The sequence below is a fragment of the Aeromonas salmonicida subsp. salmonicida genome (assembly GCF_001643305.1).
Lineage (GTDB): Bacteria > Pseudomonadota > Gammaproteobacteria > Enterobacterales > Aeromonadaceae > Aeromonas > Aeromonas salmonicida.
Window position 1 is genome coordinate 1 of sequence record NZ_LSGW01000099.1, and the last position, 17,396, is coordinate 17,396.

18 protein-coding genes are annotated in these 17,396 nt (G+C 56.5%); 11 read left to right on the forward strand and 7 right to left on the reverse strand.

Annotated features, from left to right (window positions below; genetic code table 11):
• Positions 1-27: 27 nt before the first annotated feature.
• A complete protein-coding gene (locus tag AXW79_RS18475) occupies positions 28-465 on the reverse strand; it encodes an Hsp20 family protein (RefSeq protein ID WP_005319530.1) in 438 nt (145 codons plus the stop codon).
• Between the two features lie 93 nt (positions 466-558).
• On the reverse strand, positions 559-972 hold the full coding sequence (locus AXW79_RS18480) for an Hsp20 family protein (RefSeq protein ID WP_005319532.1): 414 nt from the start codon (positions 970-972) through the stop codon (positions 559-561).
• 278 nt (positions 973-1,250) lie between these two features.
• Between AXW79_RS18480 and AXW79_RS18485 the strand changes: the two genes are divergently transcribed.
• The 3 genes from AXW79_RS18485 (at position 1,251) to AXW79_RS18495 (ending at position 3,371) form a co-directional block, all read left to right on the forward strand.
• A complete protein-coding gene (locus AXW79_RS18485; protein ID WP_005319534.1) occupies positions 1,251-1,955 on the forward strand; it encodes a helix-turn-helix transcriptional regulator in 705 nt (234 codons plus the stop codon).
• A 70-nt stretch (positions 1,956-2,025) separates the two neighbouring features.
• Entirely contained in the window at positions 2,026-2,403 is a 378-nt protein-coding gene (locus tag AXW79_RS18490) for a VOC family protein (protein WP_034281998.1), read from the forward strand.
• A gap of 203 nt (positions 2,404-2,606) precedes the next feature.
• Positions 2,607-3,371: a GNAT family N-acetyltransferase gene (locus AXW79_RS18495; RefSeq protein WP_005319538.1), complete on the forward strand. Its 765-nt coding sequence runs from the start codon at positions 2,607-2,609 to the stop codon at positions 3,369-3,371.
• 67 nt (positions 3,372-3,438) lie between these two features.
• Here AXW79_RS18495 and gyrB read toward each other — a convergent pair whose 3' ends face one another.
• From gyrB to dnaA, 4 genes are all read right to left on the reverse strand, one after another.
• Entirely contained in the window at positions 3,439-5,853 is a 2,415-nt protein-coding gene (gene gyrB, locus AXW79_RS18500; protein WP_005319540.1) for a DNA topoisomerase (ATP-hydrolyzing) subunit B, read from the reverse strand.
• Entirely contained in the window at positions 5,850-6,953 is a 1,104-nt protein-coding gene (recF, locus tag AXW79_RS18505) for a DNA replication/repair protein RecF (RefSeq protein WP_011898202.1), read from the reverse strand. The genes gyrB and recF overlap by 4 nt, the downstream gene beginning before the upstream one ends.
• A 2-nt stretch (positions 6,954-6,955) precedes the next feature.
• Positions 6,956-8,059 (reverse strand): DNA polymerase III subunit beta, encoded by a 1,104-nt coding sequence (gene dnaN, locus AXW79_RS18510; RefSeq protein ID WP_005319542.1) that lies wholly within the window; start codon positions 8,057-8,059, stop codon positions 6,956-6,958.
• An 82-nt stretch (positions 8,060-8,141) separates the two neighbouring features.
• The gene (dnaA, locus tag AXW79_RS18515; RefSeq protein ID WP_005319544.1) at positions 8,142-9,512 is read right to left on the reverse strand and encodes a chromosomal replication initiator protein DnaA; all 1,371 of its coding nucleotides are present in this window, start codon (positions 9,510-9,512) and stop codon (positions 8,142-8,144) included.
• 311 nt (positions 9,513-9,823) lie between these two features.
• On the opposite strand from dnaA, the gene AXW79_RS18520 reads away from it, so the two are divergent.
• The 8 genes from AXW79_RS18520 to mnmE all read left to right on the forward strand — a co-directional run bounded on the left by AXW79_RS18520 (position 9,824) and on the right by mnmE (position 16,077).
• The gene (locus tag AXW79_RS18520) at positions 9,824-10,582 is read left to right on the forward strand and encodes an amino acid ABC transporter substrate-binding protein (RefSeq protein ID WP_005319547.1); all 759 of its coding nucleotides are present in this window, start codon (positions 9,824-9,826) and stop codon (positions 10,580-10,582) included.
• Complete coding sequence (locus AXW79_RS18525; protein WP_011899267.1) at positions 10,583-11,251, forward strand: amino acid ABC transporter permease; 669 nt, start codon at positions 10,583-10,585, stop codon at positions 11,249-11,251.
• A 12-nt stretch (positions 11,252-11,263) separates the two neighbouring features.
• Positions 11,264-11,998, forward strand: a complete 735-nt coding sequence (locus AXW79_RS18530) for an amino acid ABC transporter ATP-binding protein (protein ID WP_005319551.1) — start codon at positions 11,264-11,266, stop codon at positions 11,996-11,998.
• 269 nt (positions 11,999-12,267) lie between these two features.
• A complete protein-coding gene (gene rpmH / locus AXW79_RS18535; protein WP_005307156.1) occupies positions 12,268-12,402 on the forward strand; it encodes a 50S ribosomal protein L34 in 135 nt (44 codons plus the stop codon).
• Complete coding sequence (gene rnpA / locus AXW79_RS18540) at positions 12,402-12,761, forward strand: ribonuclease P protein component (RefSeq protein ID WP_005319554.1); 360 nt, start codon at positions 12,402-12,404, stop codon at positions 12,759-12,761. The genes rpmH and rnpA overlap by 1 nt, the downstream gene beginning before the upstream one ends.
• A complete protein-coding gene (yidD, locus tag AXW79_RS22520) occupies positions 12,728-12,976 on the forward strand; it encodes a membrane protein insertion efficiency factor YidD (protein ID WP_005319556.1) in 249 nt (82 codons plus the stop codon). Before rnpA ends, yidD begins: the two co-directional genes overlap by 34 nt.
• A 5-nt stretch (positions 12,977-12,981) precedes the next feature.
• Positions 12,982-14,628: a membrane protein insertase YidC gene (gene yidC / locus AXW79_RS18545; RefSeq protein ID WP_005319558.1), complete on the forward strand. Its 1,647-nt coding sequence runs from the start codon at positions 12,982-12,984 to the stop codon at positions 14,626-14,628.
• An 87-nt stretch (positions 14,629-14,715) separates the two neighbouring features.
• Entirely contained in the window at positions 14,716-16,077 is a 1,362-nt protein-coding gene (gene mnmE / locus AXW79_RS18550) for a tRNA uridine-5-carboxymethylaminomethyl(34) synthesis GTPase MnmE (RefSeq protein ID WP_005319560.1), read from the forward strand.
• A gap of 101 nt (positions 16,078-16,178) precedes the next feature.
• On the opposite strand, the gene AXW79_RS18555 is transcribed toward mnmE, so the two are convergent.
• A complete protein-coding gene (locus AXW79_RS18555) occupies positions 16,179-17,348 on the reverse strand; it encodes a histidine decarboxylase (RefSeq protein WP_269199269.1) in 1,170 nt (389 codons plus the stop codon).
• Positions 17,349-17,396 lie beyond the last annotated feature (48 nt).

A 17,396-nucleotide genomic window follows, 5' to 3' on the forward strand; every position in this document is an offset into this window, starting at 1 on the left:
TTTGTTGTTTATCGCGATCCGGTTTGCTTAACCGGGCAGCGCCAGCTGATCGGGTTTGCCGATCTCGATGGCACGAGGCTTGAGCGCCTCGGGCAGCTCGCGAGCCAGATCTATGGTCAAGAGGCCATGTTCCAGTTTGGCGCCCTGCACCTCAACGTGCTGACTCAGCTTGAAGGCGAGCTCGAAGTCACGCTCTGCGATACCCTGATGGAGGAACTGACGCTCACCGGCAGCTGCCTTGCGCCCCTTCACCTTGAGGGTGCCGTTTTCGGTTTCCAGCTCCAGCTCTTCGCGCTCAAAGCCTGCCACCGCTAGCGTGATGCGGTAGCTGTCGTGCTCCCGCTTTTCGATGTTGTAAGGGGGATAGGCTGCTGCTTTCTGTTCAAACAGGCCCTCCAGCTCACGGGCCATCCGCTCAAAGCCGACGGCATTGGAATAGAGATGAGAAAAATCGAGGTTACGCATAATCCTATCCTTCTAATAAGCAACAGGTTTTCATTTCCACAGGCCCGTCATCGGCACCCGGGAAGCTTGGTAAAAATGGATTCAAATCAGGCGTTAGCCGTTGATCTCAATCTTGCGCGGCTTCATCGCCTCGGGTACTTCTCGCATCAGCTCGATGTGCAGCAGGCCATTTTTCAGATCAGCCCCTTTCACCCGCACATAGTCAGCCAATTGGAAACGACGCTCGAAGCCTCGTTCGGCTATGCCCTGATACAGGTAGTTGCGATCGGACTCTGCCTGCTTGCTGCCCTTCACCGTCAACAGATTTTCCTGAAAACTCAGCTCCAGCTCTTCCTGGGTAAAGCCAGCCACCGCCATGCTGATACGGTAGTCGTTGTCACTCAGCTGCTCGATGTTGTAGGGGGGATAACCGGCATTGCCATTGCTGGCCGCAGATTCGATGAGATTGGCCAGGCGATCGAAACCGATGGCAGAACGATAGAGCGGGGAAAAATCGATAGAACGCATAGTATTACCCTCTTGTGAGCGATAACGGATTATTTACCCTCCTGTCGGACGGGCTCCTGATCGAAACCTCTGTCGAGCGTTCCGGCCTTGTTACCTATATAGGGGCCAGCTTTTTGCTTTCAAGGGCGAAAAATGAAAAATTTTCTGAAACATCAGATGTGGCTCTTAGCTTCCCTTGGCATCTTCTAGTGATAATAAAAGAGGTGAGCATAATCCCCCACCTTGTTCCGGCTCGCCCAAACATGGCACCCTAACCGCAGATCCCAAGGAGCCATGCCATGTCCCGTTCCGAACGCCTGCTAGCCCTGCTCCAGCTGTTGCGCGGTCACCGTTACGCCATCACAGGCACAGAGCTGGCCAGCCAGCTTGGCATCAGTATGCGCACCCTCTATCGGGATATCGCCACCCTGCAGGCTCAAGGTGCCCATATCGAAGGTGAGCCCGGTATCGGCTATGTGCTACGCCCTGGCTTCATGCTGCCACCGCTGATGTTCAGCGAAGATGAGCTGGAAGCCCTGGTGCTGGGTTCACGCTGGGTCGTCGCGCACTGTGATGAAGCCTTGAGTGCATCTGCCAGCAGTGCACTGGCCAAGATAGAGGCTGTGCTGCCCGCCGAATACCGCCAACAGCTCCAGGCGAATGCCCTGCTGATCGGCACCTCCCGCAGCGACAGTCCTGTCGATGAGGCTCCCCTGCGCAGCGCCATCCGCCAGCAGCGCAAGGTGACCCTGAGCTATCGCGATCTGAAAGAGGAGCTATCTGAGCGCACCGTCTGGCCATTTGCTCTCGGCTACTTCGAGCAGGTGCGGGTACTGGTCGCCTGGTGCGAACTGCGGCAGGGCTTTCGCCACTTTCGGGTAGATCGCATCGCCTGGATGCAGCTGGAAGATAACCGCTATCCCAAGAGCAGAGAGAGCCTGCTGAAAGAGTGGCGTGCTACCCAGCAGATCCCGCAACCAAAATTCATTGCTGACAGAAACTGACAGCAGGTAGCGCCATGCTGACGGGGTCGGCGCAAATGCGCCCTCCACCAAATCAAGGAGCGTTACCATGTTGTTAGTCCCACAGTTCACCATTCTCTATGTCGCGAATCCGGCTCGCAGCGCCCTCTTCTATCGCGAGCTGTTTGGCCATCCGCCAGTCGAAGAGTCTCCCACCTTTGCCATGTTCGTGTTCGAGTCGGGCGCCAGGCTGGCGCTCTGGTCCAGTGCCACAGTAGAACCCGCCGTTACCCAGAGTGCAGGCGCCATGGAGCTGGCCTTCCCTCTGCCTAATGAAGCCAGTGTCGATACGGGCTTGGCCGAGTGGCGGGCTCGCGGCCTGACCATACTCCAGCAACCAACCAAGATGGAGTTTGGCTACACCGGCATGGCGCTCGATCCGGATGGCCATCGCCTGCGTCTCTACTGCCCGGGTGCCGAGCCAGTCTAAATCTTCAGGTATCCACATCTGTACATCAGGAAAAATGCCGAACGCTAATCAGGCGTTCGGCATTTTCGTTATTTCAACCCGGCCGACAGTGACACTATCATCCTTTCAACTGCCAGTGTTTCACGTGGAACATCGGGAGGTGCCTCGCTAACCTGCTGCATTGCCTGTGTTATCATCCTCAAGCCTGATTATCTGGAAAAACAATGACCTCTCGACATAACTCCCTCAGACTTTACCAGCCGACCAACAGCACCCCGGATGAACTGACAGAGCAACAACTGGCACTGTTCACCCTGCTCCAACTGCGTGAGCAGGAGTTTGGCTTCAACCCGAATGTGATCGTCCATTATCCGGAAGCCGGCTTTCTCGGCTCGCCGATCGGTTATCTGAATCAGCTGATTGGCGAACAGTTGCAACAGGGCTACTTTATCAATCAGGTGGTTATCATCACCACCTATCAGGTATTGAGCTCCCCACTCATGCAAGCGGGTTATCAGCATGAAGCGGTTCATATGCCAGCAGGCCCCGACCATACCGCTATCTTCAGATGGCAGTGTGGTACTCACCCGGCTGGCAAGACCCTCTATGTCGAAGTCGTCAATGAGCAGGATCCAAAGATCCGGCCAACGTTTGTGCTGATGTTGCGCGATGAGCATGGCAAGCTGCTGGGTGGCATGTCCGGGTCAATCTGGACTAAAGAAGAGCATCGTTATGCCTATATTGGCACTGTCGTTGTGCAACCGGGGCAACCCGCGGGAACCGGCACACGGCTGGCCAATACAGTGCTGGAGTACCTGAGCCTGCAAAAGGTTTGCGAAATCAATCTGGGCACCCAGACCGCCGAGCCTTTTTATACCAGGTTAGGATTCAGGGCCATTCACCACATAGTGCCTGCGTTACGTCACCGCACGACAAAGGATGGTACCGAGCTTCCCCATAATCTGGTCATCATGAGCAAACTGCTCTGATCCCGCTGACTGCAGATGTAAAAAAGCCGCTCACAAGGAGCGGCTTTTTGCTGTCTGACTGCGTCGATTAGACGTCGAGGTTGGCTACGCGCAGGGCGTTGGTCTCGATAAAGTCACGACGAGGCTCAACGGCATCACCCATCAGGGTGGAGAAGAGCTGGTCAGCACCGACGGCATCGTCGATGGTGACGCGCAGCATGCGACGGGCTTCCGGATCCATGGTGGTTTCCCACAGCTGATCCGGGTTCATCTCGCCCAGCCCTTTATAGCGCTGGATGTAGATACCACGCTTGCCTTCGCCCATCAGCCAGTCGACCGCTTCCACGAAGTTGGCGATCGGCTTGACCTTCTCGCCACGCTTGATGAAACCACCGTCCTCGATCAGGTTCGCAATCTCCTTGCCCAGCGAGACCAGTTGACGGTACTCGGAGGACTGCAGGAAGTCGTAGCTGATCGCATATTCACGGTCGACCCCGTGCTGACGCACGACGGCGTGCGGCACAAACAGGCTGCGCTCTTCGTCACGACGCACCTGGATCTGGTACTGAATACCGTGGTTGCTCTCGTTGAGCACGGCCTCCATGCCTTGGCACCAGGCCAGCAGATCGCTTTCACTGGCCAGCAGGGTTTCGTTCAACTCAGGCTGATAGATCAGCTGGGTCAGCACTGCATCCGGTGCCCGGCGGGACATGCGGGTGATCAGGTGAGACACGGCGCGGTGCTGGTTGACCAGACGCTCCAATGCCTCGCCGCCGATAGGTGGCGCCGACTCGTTGACATGCAGGGTCGCACCATCCAGCGCCATGGCAGTCTGGTACTGCAGCAGCGCATCTTCGTCTTTCAGATACTGCTCCTGCTTGCCCTTCTTGACCTTGTACAACGGCGGCTGGGCTATGTAGATGTAGCCACGCTCGATGATTTCCGGCATCTGACGATAGAAGAAGGTCAGTAGCAGGGTACGGATGTGAGCACCATCGACGTCCGCATCCGTCATGATGATGATGTTGTGGTAACGCAGCTTGTCCGGGTTGTACTCGTCACGACCGATACCACAGCCCAGGGCTGTGATCAGGGTGCCCACCTCTTGCGAGGAGATCATCTTGTCGAAACGGGCCTTCTCTACGTTCAGGATCTTGCCCTTGAGCGGCAGTATGGCCTGGTTCTTCCGGTTGCGACCCTGCTTGGCGGAACCGCCAGCAGAGTCCCCTTCCACTATGTAGAGTTCGGAGAGGGCCGGGTCTTTCTCCTGGCAGTCTGCCAGCTTGCCGGGCAGACCGGCGATATCCAGCGCACCCTTGCGGCGAGTCAGCTCGCGGGCCTTGCGGGCCGCTTCACGGGCACGGGCCGCATCGATGATCTTGTTGACCACTATCTTGGCATCGCCCGGGTTTTCCAGCAGGAACTCACCGAGCTTCTCACCCATCGCCTGTTCAACGGCGGTCTTCACTTCGGAAGAGACCAGTTTGTCCTTGGTCTGGGAGGAGAACTTGGGATCCGGTACCTTGACCGAGATGACCGCAATCAGACCTTCACGCACATCGTCGCCGCTGGCGGCCGACTTGGCCTTCTTGCTGTAATCCTCTTTGTCCATATAGGTGTTGAGGGTACGGGTCAGCGCAGTACGGAAACCCACCAGGTGAGTACCGCCATCCCGCTGCGGGATGTTGTTGGTGAAGCAGTAAACCCCTTCCTGATAGGCATCGTTCCACTGCATGGCGACTTCGACACCGATGCCGTCCTGCTCTGTGGAGAAGTGGAACACCTTGGGATGGATCGGGGTCTTGTTCTGGTTCAGGTATTCAACGAACGCCTTGATACCGCCCTCATAGCAGAAATGCACCTCGCGGCCATCACGCTCATCTTGCAGACGGATGGAGACACCGGAGTTGAGGAAGGAGAGCTCGCGCAGACGCTTGGCCAGGATCTCGTAGTGATACAGGGTATCGGTAAAGATGGTCGGGCTCGGCCAGAAGCGCACTTCGGTACCCGTGCCGCTGCTGCTGTCGCCAATCTGCTTGAGTGGCGCCTGCGGCTCACCCAGGTGATAGGTCTGCTCGTAGACATGGCCATTGCGGCGTATGGTCAGCAACAGCTTGTCAGAGAGGGCGTTAACAACTGAGACGCCCACGCCGTGCAGGCCGCCTGACACCTTGTAGGAGTTGTCATCGAATTTACCGCCGGCGTGCAGCACAGTCATGATGACTTCTGCGGCGGAGCGGCCCTCCTCCTCGTGCATGTCTACCGGGATACCCCGGCCATTGTCACGCACGGATACGGAACCGTCGGAATGGATCTTGACCAGAATATCGGAGCAGTAGCCAGCAAGAGCCTCGTCAATGGAGTTATCGACGACCTCAAACACCATGTGGTGCAGACCTGAGCCATCATCCGTATCGCCGATGTACATCCCCGGGCGCTTCCGGACCGCATCCAGGCCCTTCAGTACTTTGATATTCGAGGAGTCGTAAGTATTTTCACTCATAGCTTACTCTCTGCCTTCTCTAACGTTTCGGAGATCTTGCCTTGTTCCACGTGGAACAACTTGCAGTCATTCGCATCCATCATGTCTGCGAGCTGACCGGTGTCGATGGCGGTGATAAACACCTGAGAACCGCACTGCTTCAGCCTTGTGGCCAGCAAACGGCGCTTGTCGACATCCAGTTCAGAGGCAAAATCGTCAATTAAAAAAATACAGCCACGGCTGCTATGTTGATTCAAATAGAGCCCTTGGGCCAGTCGCATGGCACAGACCAACAACTTCAGCTGACCCCTGGACAAAATATCCTGAGCAGGCACACCGTTCGCCTTGAGCCGCACATCGGCCTTCTGTGGGCCTACCCCTGTGTAACCCAGCGTACGATCCCGCTCAAACCCCGCCTCCAGCAAGTCGCCGAGGGGGGTATCTTTCTCCCAGCCCCGATAGAAACCGAGACTGATGTCGAATTCGGGCAGAAAATCTGCCGTCATCTCCTTGATCAGGGGCGTAATGGCCTGACAATAACTGGCGCGAAACTCGGCCAGTTCACCCCCGAGCCGCACCAGCTCCTGATCCCAGAACGCCAACTGGCGATACTGGGTGCTCTGGCGCAACAGCGCATTGCGCTGTTTCAACAGACGCCGCACTCGTCCCCACAGGGAGAAAAAGGTCGGTTCCTGATGGAAAACGCCCCAATCCAGCCAGGCCCGGCGAGCCTGGGGCCCCCCCGTCAGCAGGTTGAAGCCATCGGGATGGATCAACTGCACCGGCAACAGCTCGGCCAGATCGGCCAGTCGCTGGGCCTGGGCCCCGGCGATCTTGAGCTGGGTCTCGCCACTCTTGTCCTTGGCGAGCCCGATGGGCACCTGACGCCCCTCCAGTTCACACTGGGCAAACAGGGTAAAGGCCCGCTCCCCCTGGCGGATAACCCGCCCGGTCAGGTGAGTACGAAAGGAGCGACCGAGACCAAGATAGTGAATGGCTTCCAGCACGCTGGTCTTGCCGCTGCCATTGCACCCGACCAGGATATTGAGACCGGGGGACAGCTTGAGACTGGCCTGCTGGATATTGCGAAAGTCGCTGAGCTGGAGTTTGACCAGGGACACGACTAGATCCGCATCGGCATCACCACGTACTGAGCATCCTGATGATCAAAATCCTCAATAATGGCACTGCTGATGGAATCGCTCAGGCTAATCCGAATTTGGTCACATTTTAACGTATTCAGCACGTCCAGCACATAAGAGACGTTAAAGCCGATCTCCATCTCGCTGGCTTCGTATTGTACGTCAAGCAGCTCTTCGGCTTCTTCCTGTTCCGGGTTGTTGGCGGTAATGCGCAGCAGGTTTTCCTGCAGATTGAGACGCACCCCACGGAATTTCTCGTTGGAGAGGATAGCGGCGCGGGCAAATGCCTGACGCAGATCCTCACGACCGGCGATCAGGGCCTTGTCGCTGTTGCGCGGAATAACCCGACGCCAATCCGGAAAGCGGCCATCCACCAGCTTGGAGGTGAAGATGAAGCCGTCCAGCGCGGCGCGCAGGTTGCTGCGACCAATCTGCAGCCTTACCGGCTTGTCTTCCGCTTCCAGCAAGCGCACCAGCTCAAGCACACCTTTACGGGGCAGGATAACCTGATGATCGGGCAGCGATTCTTCCACTACCTCGCGACGACAGGTGGCCAGACGGTGGCCGTCGGTCGCCACGGTACGCAGGCCGTGGCCCTCGCTCTCGAACAGCATGCCGTTCAAGTAGTAACGCACGTCCTGGCTCGCCATGGAGAACTGGGTCGCATCGATCAGCTTCTTCAACTCCAGCTGGCCAATGTCGAATTCGAGCACGGATTCCCAATCCTCGATATTCGGATATTCACTGGCAGGCAGGGTCGACAGGTTGAAACGGGAACGACCGGAACGGATGATCAGGCGCTCGCCTTCGGTGTTGAGGCGAATGTCCGCGCCTTCCGGCAGGCCGCGGCAGATATCCAGCAGCTTGCGCGCCGGCACAGTGGTGCGGCCATCCTGGCTCTCATTATTGAGATAGACCTGACCTATCATCTCGACTTCCAGGTCAGTCCCGGTCAGCGACAGCAGACCCTGGCTGACATCAAGCAGGACATTGCCGAGGATCGGCAGGGTCGGCCGGCCACCCAGGGCACCGGACACCAGTTGCAGAGGACGTAACAGGGCCTCACGGCTAATTTCGAGCTGCATCTGTGCTCTCCGTTGTTATCAGGACGAAAGGTTTCGGATCAGGTTGGAATATTCGCGCTGCATCTGTCCACTCACCGTCATATCAGGAAGAGAGGGTTCGGATCAGGTTGGAATAGTCCTCCTTGATGTCGTGACTCTCCTCCTTCAGCTGCTCTATCTTGCGGCAGGCATGAAGAACGGTAGTGTGGTCACGGCCACCAAAGGCATCACCTATCTCCGGCAAACTGTGGTTGGTCAGCTCCTTGGCCAGTGCCATCGCCAGCTGACGCGGACGGGCAACGGAGCGTGAACGGCGTTTGGACAGCAGATCCGCCAGCTTGATCTTGTAATACTCAGCCACCGTCTTCTGGATGTTGTCGATGGTGACCAGCTTCTCCTGTAATGCCAACAGATCGCGCAGCGCTTCGCGCACGAAATCGATATTGATGGCACGGCCGGTGAAGTTGGCGTTGGCGATCACCCGGTTGAGAGCGCCTTCCAGTTCACGAACGTTGGATCGCAGACGCTTGGCGATGAAGAAGGCCACTTCGTCCGGCAGGTGGATCTGGTTCTCATCCGCCTTGCGCATCAGGATGGCGACGCGGGTCTCCAGCTCCGGCGGCTCGATCGCTACCGTCAGGCCCCAGCCGAAGCGGGACTTGAGACGATCCTCGACACCGTTGATCTCCTTCGGATAGCGATCCGAGGTCAGGATGATCTGCTGGTTACCTTCAAGCAGCGCATTGAAGGTATGGAAGAACTCCTCCTGGGAGCGCTCCTTGTTGGCGAAGAACTGGATGTCATCTATGAGCAGGGCATCGACGCTACGGTAATAACGCTTGAACTCTTCAATGGCGTTATTCTGCAGCGCCTTCACCATATCCTGCACAAACCGCTCGGAGTGCATGTAGATGACTTTGGCGTCCTTCTTGCGCTCCTTGATGGCGTTGCCAACGGCATGCAGCAGGTGGGTTTTGCCCAGACCGGTGCCGCCATAGAGGAACAGAGGATTGTAAGCGCCACCCGGGTTGTCGGCTACCTGGCGGGCAGCCGCACGGGCCAACTGGTTGGACTTACCCTCGACGAAGTTCTCGAAGGTATAGTTCACGTTGGTGTTGCTCTTGTGGTTCGGCTCAGGCTTGGCGTCAGCCTTGCTTTCCCAGCTCTTCTGCAAGTTATTCACAGGCGCAGCACCCCGCGCCGGCGCTCTTGCGATCGCAACGGGATGGGGACGATTACCTATATCAAAACGCAGGGTGGGGCCATCGACCCCACAGAGTTCATTGATGATGCCGTTAACCCGGATGAGATACTTGTCTCGTACCCAGTCCAGAACAAAGCGATTCGGTGCATACAGGGTCAGAGTATTGTCACTCAACTCCGCTTGAAGCGGCCGGATCCACATGCTGAATTCTGCCGAGGGCAACTCATCTTGCAGCCGGTTAAGGCACTGCTGCCATAGCGAAGCAGTCACTCTAAACTCCCGTCAATTGATTAACTAAAGACCGGCTATTCTACGTTTTTAGCGGCTGGATCTCTAGCCGCCACCTCGTGGATCCGGCAAATAAGATCCTTGACTTTCAAGGATCCAGCACCGATGAATCTGATTTCATCCCCAAAGTTACCCACAGCCTGATCCCACCCGGACGGCCCCGGGGATCCTGACCTTAACCGGTTATTTTATATAACCAAATATCATTTATTCTTTGGGTTTTATTCCAATAACATCAACGCAAATCCAGTCATTACAACTAAAAATACAGAACAACAGAGAGAGGAATCCCCATGACATCATCCATCAAGCTGGTCTCCGGTGCCGCCATTCTGCTGGCCGCCCTGTCCGGTCAAGCCATCGCCCAGGAAACCATCAAGGTCGGCATGTCCGGCAAATATTTCCCGTTCACCTTCGTCAAGCAGGACAAGCTGCAAGGCTTCGAGGTGGATATGTGGAACCAGATTGGTGAGCGCACCGGCTACAAGGTCGAGTTCGTGACCGCCAGCTTCTCCGGCCTGTTCGGCATGCTGGAAACCGGCCGCGTCGATACCATCTCCAACCAGATCACCATCACTGACGAGCGCAAGGCCAAGTACGCCTTCTCCCAACCCTACGTCTATGACGGCGCCCAGATAGTGGTCCGCAAGGGCAACAGCACCATCCACGGCATCAAGGATCTGGAAGGCAAGACGGTTGCTGTTAACCTGGGTTCCAACTTCGAAGAACTGCTGCGCAAGAACGACCCGAACAAGAAGATCGATATCCGCACCTATGACTCCAGCTTCGAGCAGGATGTCGCCCTGGGTCGCATCGATGCTTTCGTGATGGACCGCGTCTCCACCGCCCAGCTGATCAAGGAATCCAAGCTGCCGCTGCAACAGGCTGGCGCACCGTTCGAGACTATTGAGAACGCCCTGCCCTTCCTGAAGACGCCTGAAAAGCAGGCTCTGCTGAAGAAGGTCGACGACGCCCTGACCGCCATGCGCAAAGATGGTGCCCTGCGTCAAATCTCCGAGAAATGGTTCGCAGCTGATATCACCGACAAATAAATGATGGAATTTGACCTCGAGTACACCCTAGGGCTGTTCCCCATCCTGCTCAAATACCTGGGCACCACGATGGAAATGGCCCTGTGGGGATTCGTCTTGGCACTCGTGCTGTCGCTGACCCTGGCGATAGTACGGGTGTTTCGCATCCCCGTGATCCACTGGCTGGCGATGCTCTATATCTCGTTCTTTCGAGGTACGCCGCTGCTCGTCCAGCTGTTCCTGCTCTACTACGGACTGCCGCAACTGTTCCCCGTCTTCGTGGGAATGGATGCCTTTACCGCCGCCATCGTCGGTCTGACACTGCACTTCGCCGCCTACATGGCAGAGTCGATCCGTGCCGCCATCCTGGGTATTCACAAGAGTCAGATGGAAGCGGCGCTCAGTATCGGCATGAGCCGCTATCAGGCTATGCGGCGGATCATATTGCCGCAGGCGGCACGCATAGCGACCCCGTCGCTGATGAACTACTTCATCGACATGATCAAGAGCACCTCGCTGGCGTTTACCCTGGGAGTGGCCGAGATCATGGGCAAGGCGCAGATGGAAGCCTCCTCCTCCTTCAAGTTCTTCGAGAGCTTCATGGCGGTGGCCCTGGTCTACTGGGTGGTGGTCATCATCTTCACCCGCTTGCAGCACCTGCTGGAAGTGCACCTGAACCGTGCCTATTAAAGGAAGTCTGCGATGATCAAATTAACAGGCCTCTCCAAGGCATTTCACGGCAACAAGGTGCTCAACAGCATAGATCTGGAGGTCAGGAAGGGGGAGATAGTGGTCATTATCGGCCCCTCCGGCACCGGCAAGTCGACGCTGCTGCGCTGCCTGAATCTGCTTGAGACACCGGATGCAGGCACCCTTGCCATCGATGATCTGCAGCTGGATCTGGCAAACGCCAGCGAGCAGCAGGCCATAGAGCTGCGCAAGCGCGCCTCCTTCGTGTTCCAGAACTACGCCCTGTTCGCCAACAAGACGGCGCTCGACAACATAGCCGAAGGGCTGATCACCGTCTGGAAGCAGCCAAAGGCAGAGGCCCGCGCCACAGCCCTCGGCATCCTCAAGGACATAGGGCTTGCCGACAAGCAGGATGCCTACCCGGCGTCTCTCTCCGGCGGTCAGCAGCAACGGGTCGGCATCGGCCGCGCCATGGCGGCTCACTCCAAGGTCATTCTGTTCGATGAGCCCACCTCGGCCCTCGACCCCGAGTGGGTCGACGAGGTACTTGGCCTGATGAAGGAGCTGGCACGCCAGCACCAAACCATGGTGGTGGTGACCCATGAGATTGAATTTGCTCGTGATGTTGCCGATCGGGTGATCTTCATGGAGGGGGGCCGGATCGTGGAACAGGGCCCGCCGGATCAGATATTGGTCGATCCCAAGGATCCCCGCACCCGGGAGTTCTTGCGAAAAGTACTTAAATAGCTCTCTCTTTGGCGGCCTGGCCGCCTTTTTTATTGGAGGATCCTTGTTTAACCCCGGGTTGCCAGTATAATCCGGAGCCCTTGATCCTCCGGATCCTGTCAGCTTCTCCTGCTTATTGATGAGTCAGGGCAAGATGAGAGGGAACGGCGGATTGACTAAAAGCCGAACTCTGTTTAGAATTCGGCCTCTTTTGCTAGTCGTCACACGCTATAGCTGGCGCGTCGGCTAAGTGTGACAATCAAAACTGTACAGAAATACGGAATCGAATCATGAAACGTACTTTTCAACCGTCCAACCTGAAGCGCAAGCGCTCTCACGGTTTCCGCGCCCGCATGGCAACTGCCAACGGTCGTAAAGTTCTGGCCGCTCGTCGTGCCAAGGGTCGTGCCCGTCTGGTAGTTTAATGCCAACGCCGCACACCTTCTCTCGGGAGTTACGTCTGTTAACTCCCGAACACTTCAAACGCGTTTTCGCCGAGCCTGTCCGGGCCGCTTCTCCGCAAATTACTCTTCTCGCCTGTCCCAATACTCTCGAACATCCCCGTCTTGGCCTCGCTGTGCCCAAAAAAGCACTCAAGCGTGCCGTCTGGCGTAATCGTGTCAAACGAGTGGTCCGGGAAAGCTTCCGTCTCAATCAAGCCAGCCTGCCCGCTATCGACATCGTCGTGATCGCCAAGGGTGGCGTCAAAGAGATGGATAACGAGGAGCTGTTCAAGTTACTGGAAAAGCTATGGCGCACTCTGTCACGCCGTTGCAATGGGTAGCTGTCAAACTGATACGCCTGTATCAGCTAATCATTAGTCCCCTGCTGGGGCAGCGCTGCCGTTTCACGCCAACTTGTTCCCAATTTGCGATAGAAGCCATCCGACTTCACGGTTTCATAAAAGGCGTTTGGTTAGCCAGCAAACGTCTATTAAAATGCCATCCCTTATCCGAGGGTGGTTATGACCCGGTTCCGCAACCAAAGCGAAGAAACTGAAGACTATGGAATCACAACGCAATCTTATCCTGATCGGTTTGCTGTTCGTGAGCTTTCTGCTCTGGCAACAGTGGGAGTCCGACAAGGCTCCGAAGCCGGCCCCGACTACCGTGGCCCAAACCGAACATTTCGTACCTGAAGCCGGTCAGACCGGTGATATTCCTCAGGTTTCCGAGCAAGCCAACGCAAACGCCGCACGCAAGCTGATCACCGTCTCCTCCGACGTGCTCAAGCTGACCCTGGATACCCAGGGCGGTGACATTGTTTCTGCCGAGCTGCTGGCTCACAAACTGGAAGAGGGCAAGGATCAATCCTTCGTCCTGCTGACCAGTCAGCCTGACCGCCTCTATGTCGCCCAAAGCGGCCTGGTGGGTCGCGATGGTCCTGACAGCCAGGCCCAGGGTCGTCCCACCTATGAAGCCGCCCAGACCAGCTACCAGCTGGCCGATGGTCAGGATCAAGTCGTCGTTCCGATGACCTGGACCGACAGCAAGGGTGTGGTCTTCACCAAAGAGTTCGTGCTCAAGCGCGGTGACTATGCAATTGGCGTCGATTACAAGATCGACAACAAATCTGCCGAGCCGGTCCAGGTGCAGTTCTACGGTCAGCTGAAGCAGACCGTGACCACACCCAAGGATCAGGAAGGTCACGCCATGGTAGCCAGTGCTTACCGTGGTGGCGCCTTCTCCAGTGAAGAGAGTCGCTACAAGAAGTACACCTTCGACGAGATGAAGGATGCCGACCTGAACAAGACCACCAAGGGTGGTTGGGTCGCCATGCTGCAACACTACTTCGTCTCTGCCTGGGCACCGAATGCCGACGATACCAACAGCTTCTACAGCCGAGTGATCCCTGGTAAAGACCAGGCCATCATTGGCTACAAGGCGCCGCTGGTAGACGTAGCTGCCGGCCAGCAGGCCGAAGTGACCAGCAAGCTGTGGGTGGGTCCCAAGCTGCAAGACCAGATGGCCAAGGTGGCAAACCACCTCGACCTGACCGTCGACTACGGCTGGCTGTGGTTCATCGCCCAACCGCTGCACTGGTTGCTGACCGTGTTCCAGGGCTTTGTGCATAACTGGGGTGTGGCCATCATAATGCTGACCCTGCTGGTGCGCGGTATCATGTTCCCGCTGACCAAGGCCCAGTACACCTCCATGGCCAAGATGCGCATGCTCCAGCCCAAGCTGGCCGCGCTCAAGGAACGCTTCAGTGACGATCGCCAGAAGATGTCCCAGGGCATGATGGAGCTGTACAAGAAGGAGAAGGTCAACCCGCTGGGTGGCTGTCTGCCTATCCTGGTCCAGATGCCTATCTTCATCGCTCTGTACTGGGCACTGATGGAATCCGTTGAGCTGCGTCACGCACCGTTCGCGCTGTGGATCACCGACCTGTCAGTGAAGGACCCCTTCTTCGTACTGCCAATCCTCATGGGTGCTTCCATGTGGTATCTGCAGAAGATGAGTCCGACCACCATTACCGACCCGATGCAGCAGAAAGTGATGCAGTTCATGCCGATCATCTTCACTTTCATGTTCCTCTGGTTCCCGGCTGGCCTGACCCTGTACTGGTTGGTGAGCAACGTCATCTCCATTACCCAGCAGACCATCATCTATCGTCAGCTGGAGAAGAAAGGGCTGCATACCCGCACCTGATCTTCCCCCTGATGACAAAAGAGGCGGCCTTAAGGCCGCCTTTTTTATTACAATGTCCCCAATTACCGAACATACGAGCCAAGCAAGATGACAACAGATACGATCGTGGCCCAGGCCACCGCGCCCGGCCGTGGCGGCGTTGGCATAGTCCGGGTCTCAGGCCCCGCCGCCGAACAGGTCGCCGAGATAGTGCTCGGCAAGCTTCCCCGGGTCCGTTATGCCGAATATCTGCCGTTCAAGGATGAGCAAGGCCAACCGCTGGATCAGGGCATAGCCTTGCTTTTCAAGGCCCCCAACAGCTTCACCGGAGAAGATGTGCTGGAGCTGCAAGGTCACGGTGGCCCCGTCATCATGGACATGCTGGTGCGCCGTATCCTGCAAATAAAGGGGTTGCGCCCTGCCCGTCCCGGCGAGTTCAGCGAACGCGCCTTCATGAACGACAAACTGGATCTGGCCCAGGCCGAGGCCATCGCCGATCTGATTGAAGCGTCCAGCGAGCAGGCCGCCCGCAGCGCCATGCACTCCCTGCAGGGGCAGTTCTCCAGCAAAATCCAGCAACTGGTGGAGAGCCTGATCCGGCTGCGCATCTATGTGGAAGCCGCCATCGACTTCCCGGACGAGGAGATCGATTTTCTCTCCGACGGCAAGGTGGCAGGCGATCTCTACGCCATCATGGCTGAGCTGGACGGTGTGCGCAGTGAAGCCAAACAGGGGGCCCTGCTGCGGGAAGGGATGAAGGTGGTGATCGCCGGTCGTCCCAACGCAGGCAAATCGAGCCTGCTCAACGCCCTGGCCGGACGCGAGTCAGCCATAGTCACCGAGATTGCCGGCACCACCCGCGACGTGCTGCGCGAGCACATCCACCTGGATGGCATGCCGCTGCACATCATAGATACTGCCGGCCTGCGCGATACCCTGGACAAGGTAGAGCAGATCGGCATCGAGCGTGCCTGGGCCGAGATAGAGCAAGCCGACCGTGTGCTCTTTATGGTGGATGGCACAACGACCGATGCGATCGATCCGCGGGAAATCTGGCCGGAATTTGTTGATCGGTTGCCAAAAGACATCGGCCTCACGGTAGTACGCAACAAGGCAGACCTGACCGGGGAGGATCTGGCTCCAAGCCAAGAGCTGGGCCACGCCGTCTACCGCATCTCAGCCAAGACAGAGCTGGGGCTACCCGCCCTGCGCGAGCACCTGAAAGCCTGCATGGGCTTCCAGGGCAACACTGAGGGGGGCTTCATGGCTCGCCGCCGCCACCTGGATGCGCTGGAGCGCGCCGCCGAGCGGTTGCTGGTGGCCAAAGATCAGCTGGAAATCTATGTCGCCGGTGAACTGGTGGCCGAAGAGCTGCGTCTGGCGCAGGAGTCTCTGTCCGAGATCACTGGCGAGTTCAGCTCCGACGATCTGCTCGGTCGCATCTTCTCCAGCTTCTGCATCGGCAAGTAATCTAGCGAGAAGCAGCCAGAGTAACGCAAGAAAACAGGGCGAGAGCTGGCTTTCGCCCTGCAACCGCATCCACCATGGCAAGGCCGTCGACTCTGGTGCTATCAGACAGTCAACGCATGCGCCAAACCGCGGCCAGGTTCTCTATCCAGAGCAATGTCATTGATCACCCTGTCCAGGGTTTCCTTCCCGGTGTGATGAGGCATGGTGATGATATGTGATATTTTTCCTGATGTGGCCAGACAGTGCTTTTTCCATATATGGTCAGCAGGCTTTGGGAAAACCACAGTGATCGAATTTGGATTGCGCCAGGCATGAATACCTTTGGCGTGAAAACGCTCGATGACATATTGGGCCATATCAAGACAGTGCTGCGTTCGCTGACGCCAGTCTGAAAATGATCGGCTTTTTATTGCCATCCATAGCAGTAGCGGGGTGTAGCCATTGCGCGAGCCACTGATTGTCTGATCACATGCCGAGATATAATCTATTTCAACCGAGACATGCTCGACATGCTTGCGTCTGGCCAGGACAATCCCGCAGGGAATGGGAGAACCGATCATTTTATGACCCGATACACTTATCGAGTCGACGCCATCGGCAAAAGAGAAAGGTTGAGGGTTGTCGATGAAGGGCAAGATCATGCCACTCAATGCAGCATCGGCATGCAGGTAATAGTCCCCCTTGGTGATTCCTATTTTTTTCAAGCGTCTTTGAATGGTGGCAATATTGTCTGTCGCCCCTGTCATCGTCGTCCCTATGTTGGCAAATATAATAGGGTGACGCTCTCCATCCAGTCGAATTCGATTGATCAGGTCATCATAATTCATCTCGCCATTAGGCAGTGAATCGACCATACATGACTTTACTCTCAATAGTCGGATGATCTTTGCAACCGAATAATGTGTATCTTTTGAGTAATATAATGTTGCCTCAGGAAATAACTCGCGGGCCAGATAGCATCCGAACATATTCCCCTCAGTACCACCGTTGGTCACATAACCCCAACTTTGCTCAAAAGGAATGCAGAACAGGGTTGCAAAGAATTGCATCACCTCTCTTTCAAAATCAAAGGAGTTGAGAAGGTAGTTGCTCTGCTGGCTCCAATCACCACAGTTATTGATAGAGAAGTTTAGAAAACGGTTTAAAGCGGAGTAGTCAAAGTCAGCCGCCTCTGGATAACCGATATTGAAATATTGATGCTGCACACAATACCGCCAAAACGACTCTATTTTCCCGGCATCTTCTGATGACAAACCCATTATCATACCCATGGCTAGCGCTATGCAGGCATGCCTGCACATTTGGTGGTGTAGTTTGGC

What these genes read in the sequence shown, in the direction of transcription:
- AXW79_RS18530 (WP_005319551.1), top strand. Translation starts at nt 11,264, where the DNA reads ATGATCAAATTAACAGGCCTCTCCAAGGCATTTCACGGCAACAAGGTG.
- rpmH (WP_005307156.1), top strand. Translation starts at nt 12,268, where the DNA reads ATGAAACGTACTTTTCAACCGTCCAACCTGAAGCGCAAGCGCTCTCAC.
- dnaN (WP_005319542.1), bottom strand. Translation starts at nt 8,059, where the DNA reads ATGCAGCTCGAAATTAGCCGTGAGGCCCTGTTACGTCCTCTGCAACTG.
- AXW79_RS18485 (WP_005319534.1), top strand. Translation starts at nt 1,251, where the DNA reads ATGTCCCGTTCCGAACGCCTGCTAGCCCTGCTCCAGCTGTTGCGCGGT.
- yidD (WP_005319556.1), top strand. Translation starts at nt 12,728, where the DNA reads ATGGCGCACTCTGTCACGCCGTTGCAATGGGTAGCTGTCAAACTGATA.
- AXW79_RS18525 (WP_011899267.1), top strand. Translation starts at nt 10,583, where the DNA reads ATGATGGAATTTGACCTCGAGTACACCCTAGGGCTGTTCCCCATCCTG.
- AXW79_RS18495 (WP_005319538.1), top strand. Translation starts at nt 2,607, where the DNA reads ATGACCTCTCGACATAACTCCCTCAGACTTTACCAGCCGACCAACAGC.
- AXW79_RS18475 (WP_005319530.1), bottom strand. Translation starts at nt 465, where the DNA reads ATGCGTAACCTCGATTTTTCTCATCTCTATTCCAATGCCGTCGGCTTT.
- gyrB (WP_005319540.1), bottom strand. Translation starts at nt 5,853, where the DNA reads ATGAGTGAAAATACTTACGACTCCTCGAATATCAAAGTACTGAAGGGC.
- AXW79_RS18480 (WP_005319532.1), bottom strand. Translation starts at nt 972, where the DNA reads ATGCGTTCTATCGATTTTTCCCCGCTCTATCGTTCTGCCATCGGTTTC.
- rnpA (WP_005319554.1), top strand. Translation starts at nt 12,402, where the DNA reads ATGCCAACGCCGCACACCTTCTCTCGGGAGTTACGTCTGTTAACTCCC.
- mnmE (WP_005319560.1), top strand. Translation starts at nt 14,716, where the DNA reads ATGACAACAGATACGATCGTGGCCCAGGCCACCGCGCCCGGCCGTGGC.
- AXW79_RS18520 (WP_005319547.1), top strand. Translation starts at nt 9,824, where the DNA reads ATGACATCATCCATCAAGCTGGTCTCCGGTGCCGCCATTCTGCTGGCC.
- AXW79_RS18555 (WP_269199269.1), bottom strand. Translation starts at nt 17,348, where the DNA reads ATGGGTATGATAATGGGTTTGTCATCAGAAGATGCCGGGAAAATAGAG.
- yidC (WP_005319558.1), top strand. Translation starts at nt 12,982, where the DNA reads ATGGAATCACAACGCAATCTTATCCTGATCGGTTTGCTGTTCGTGAGC.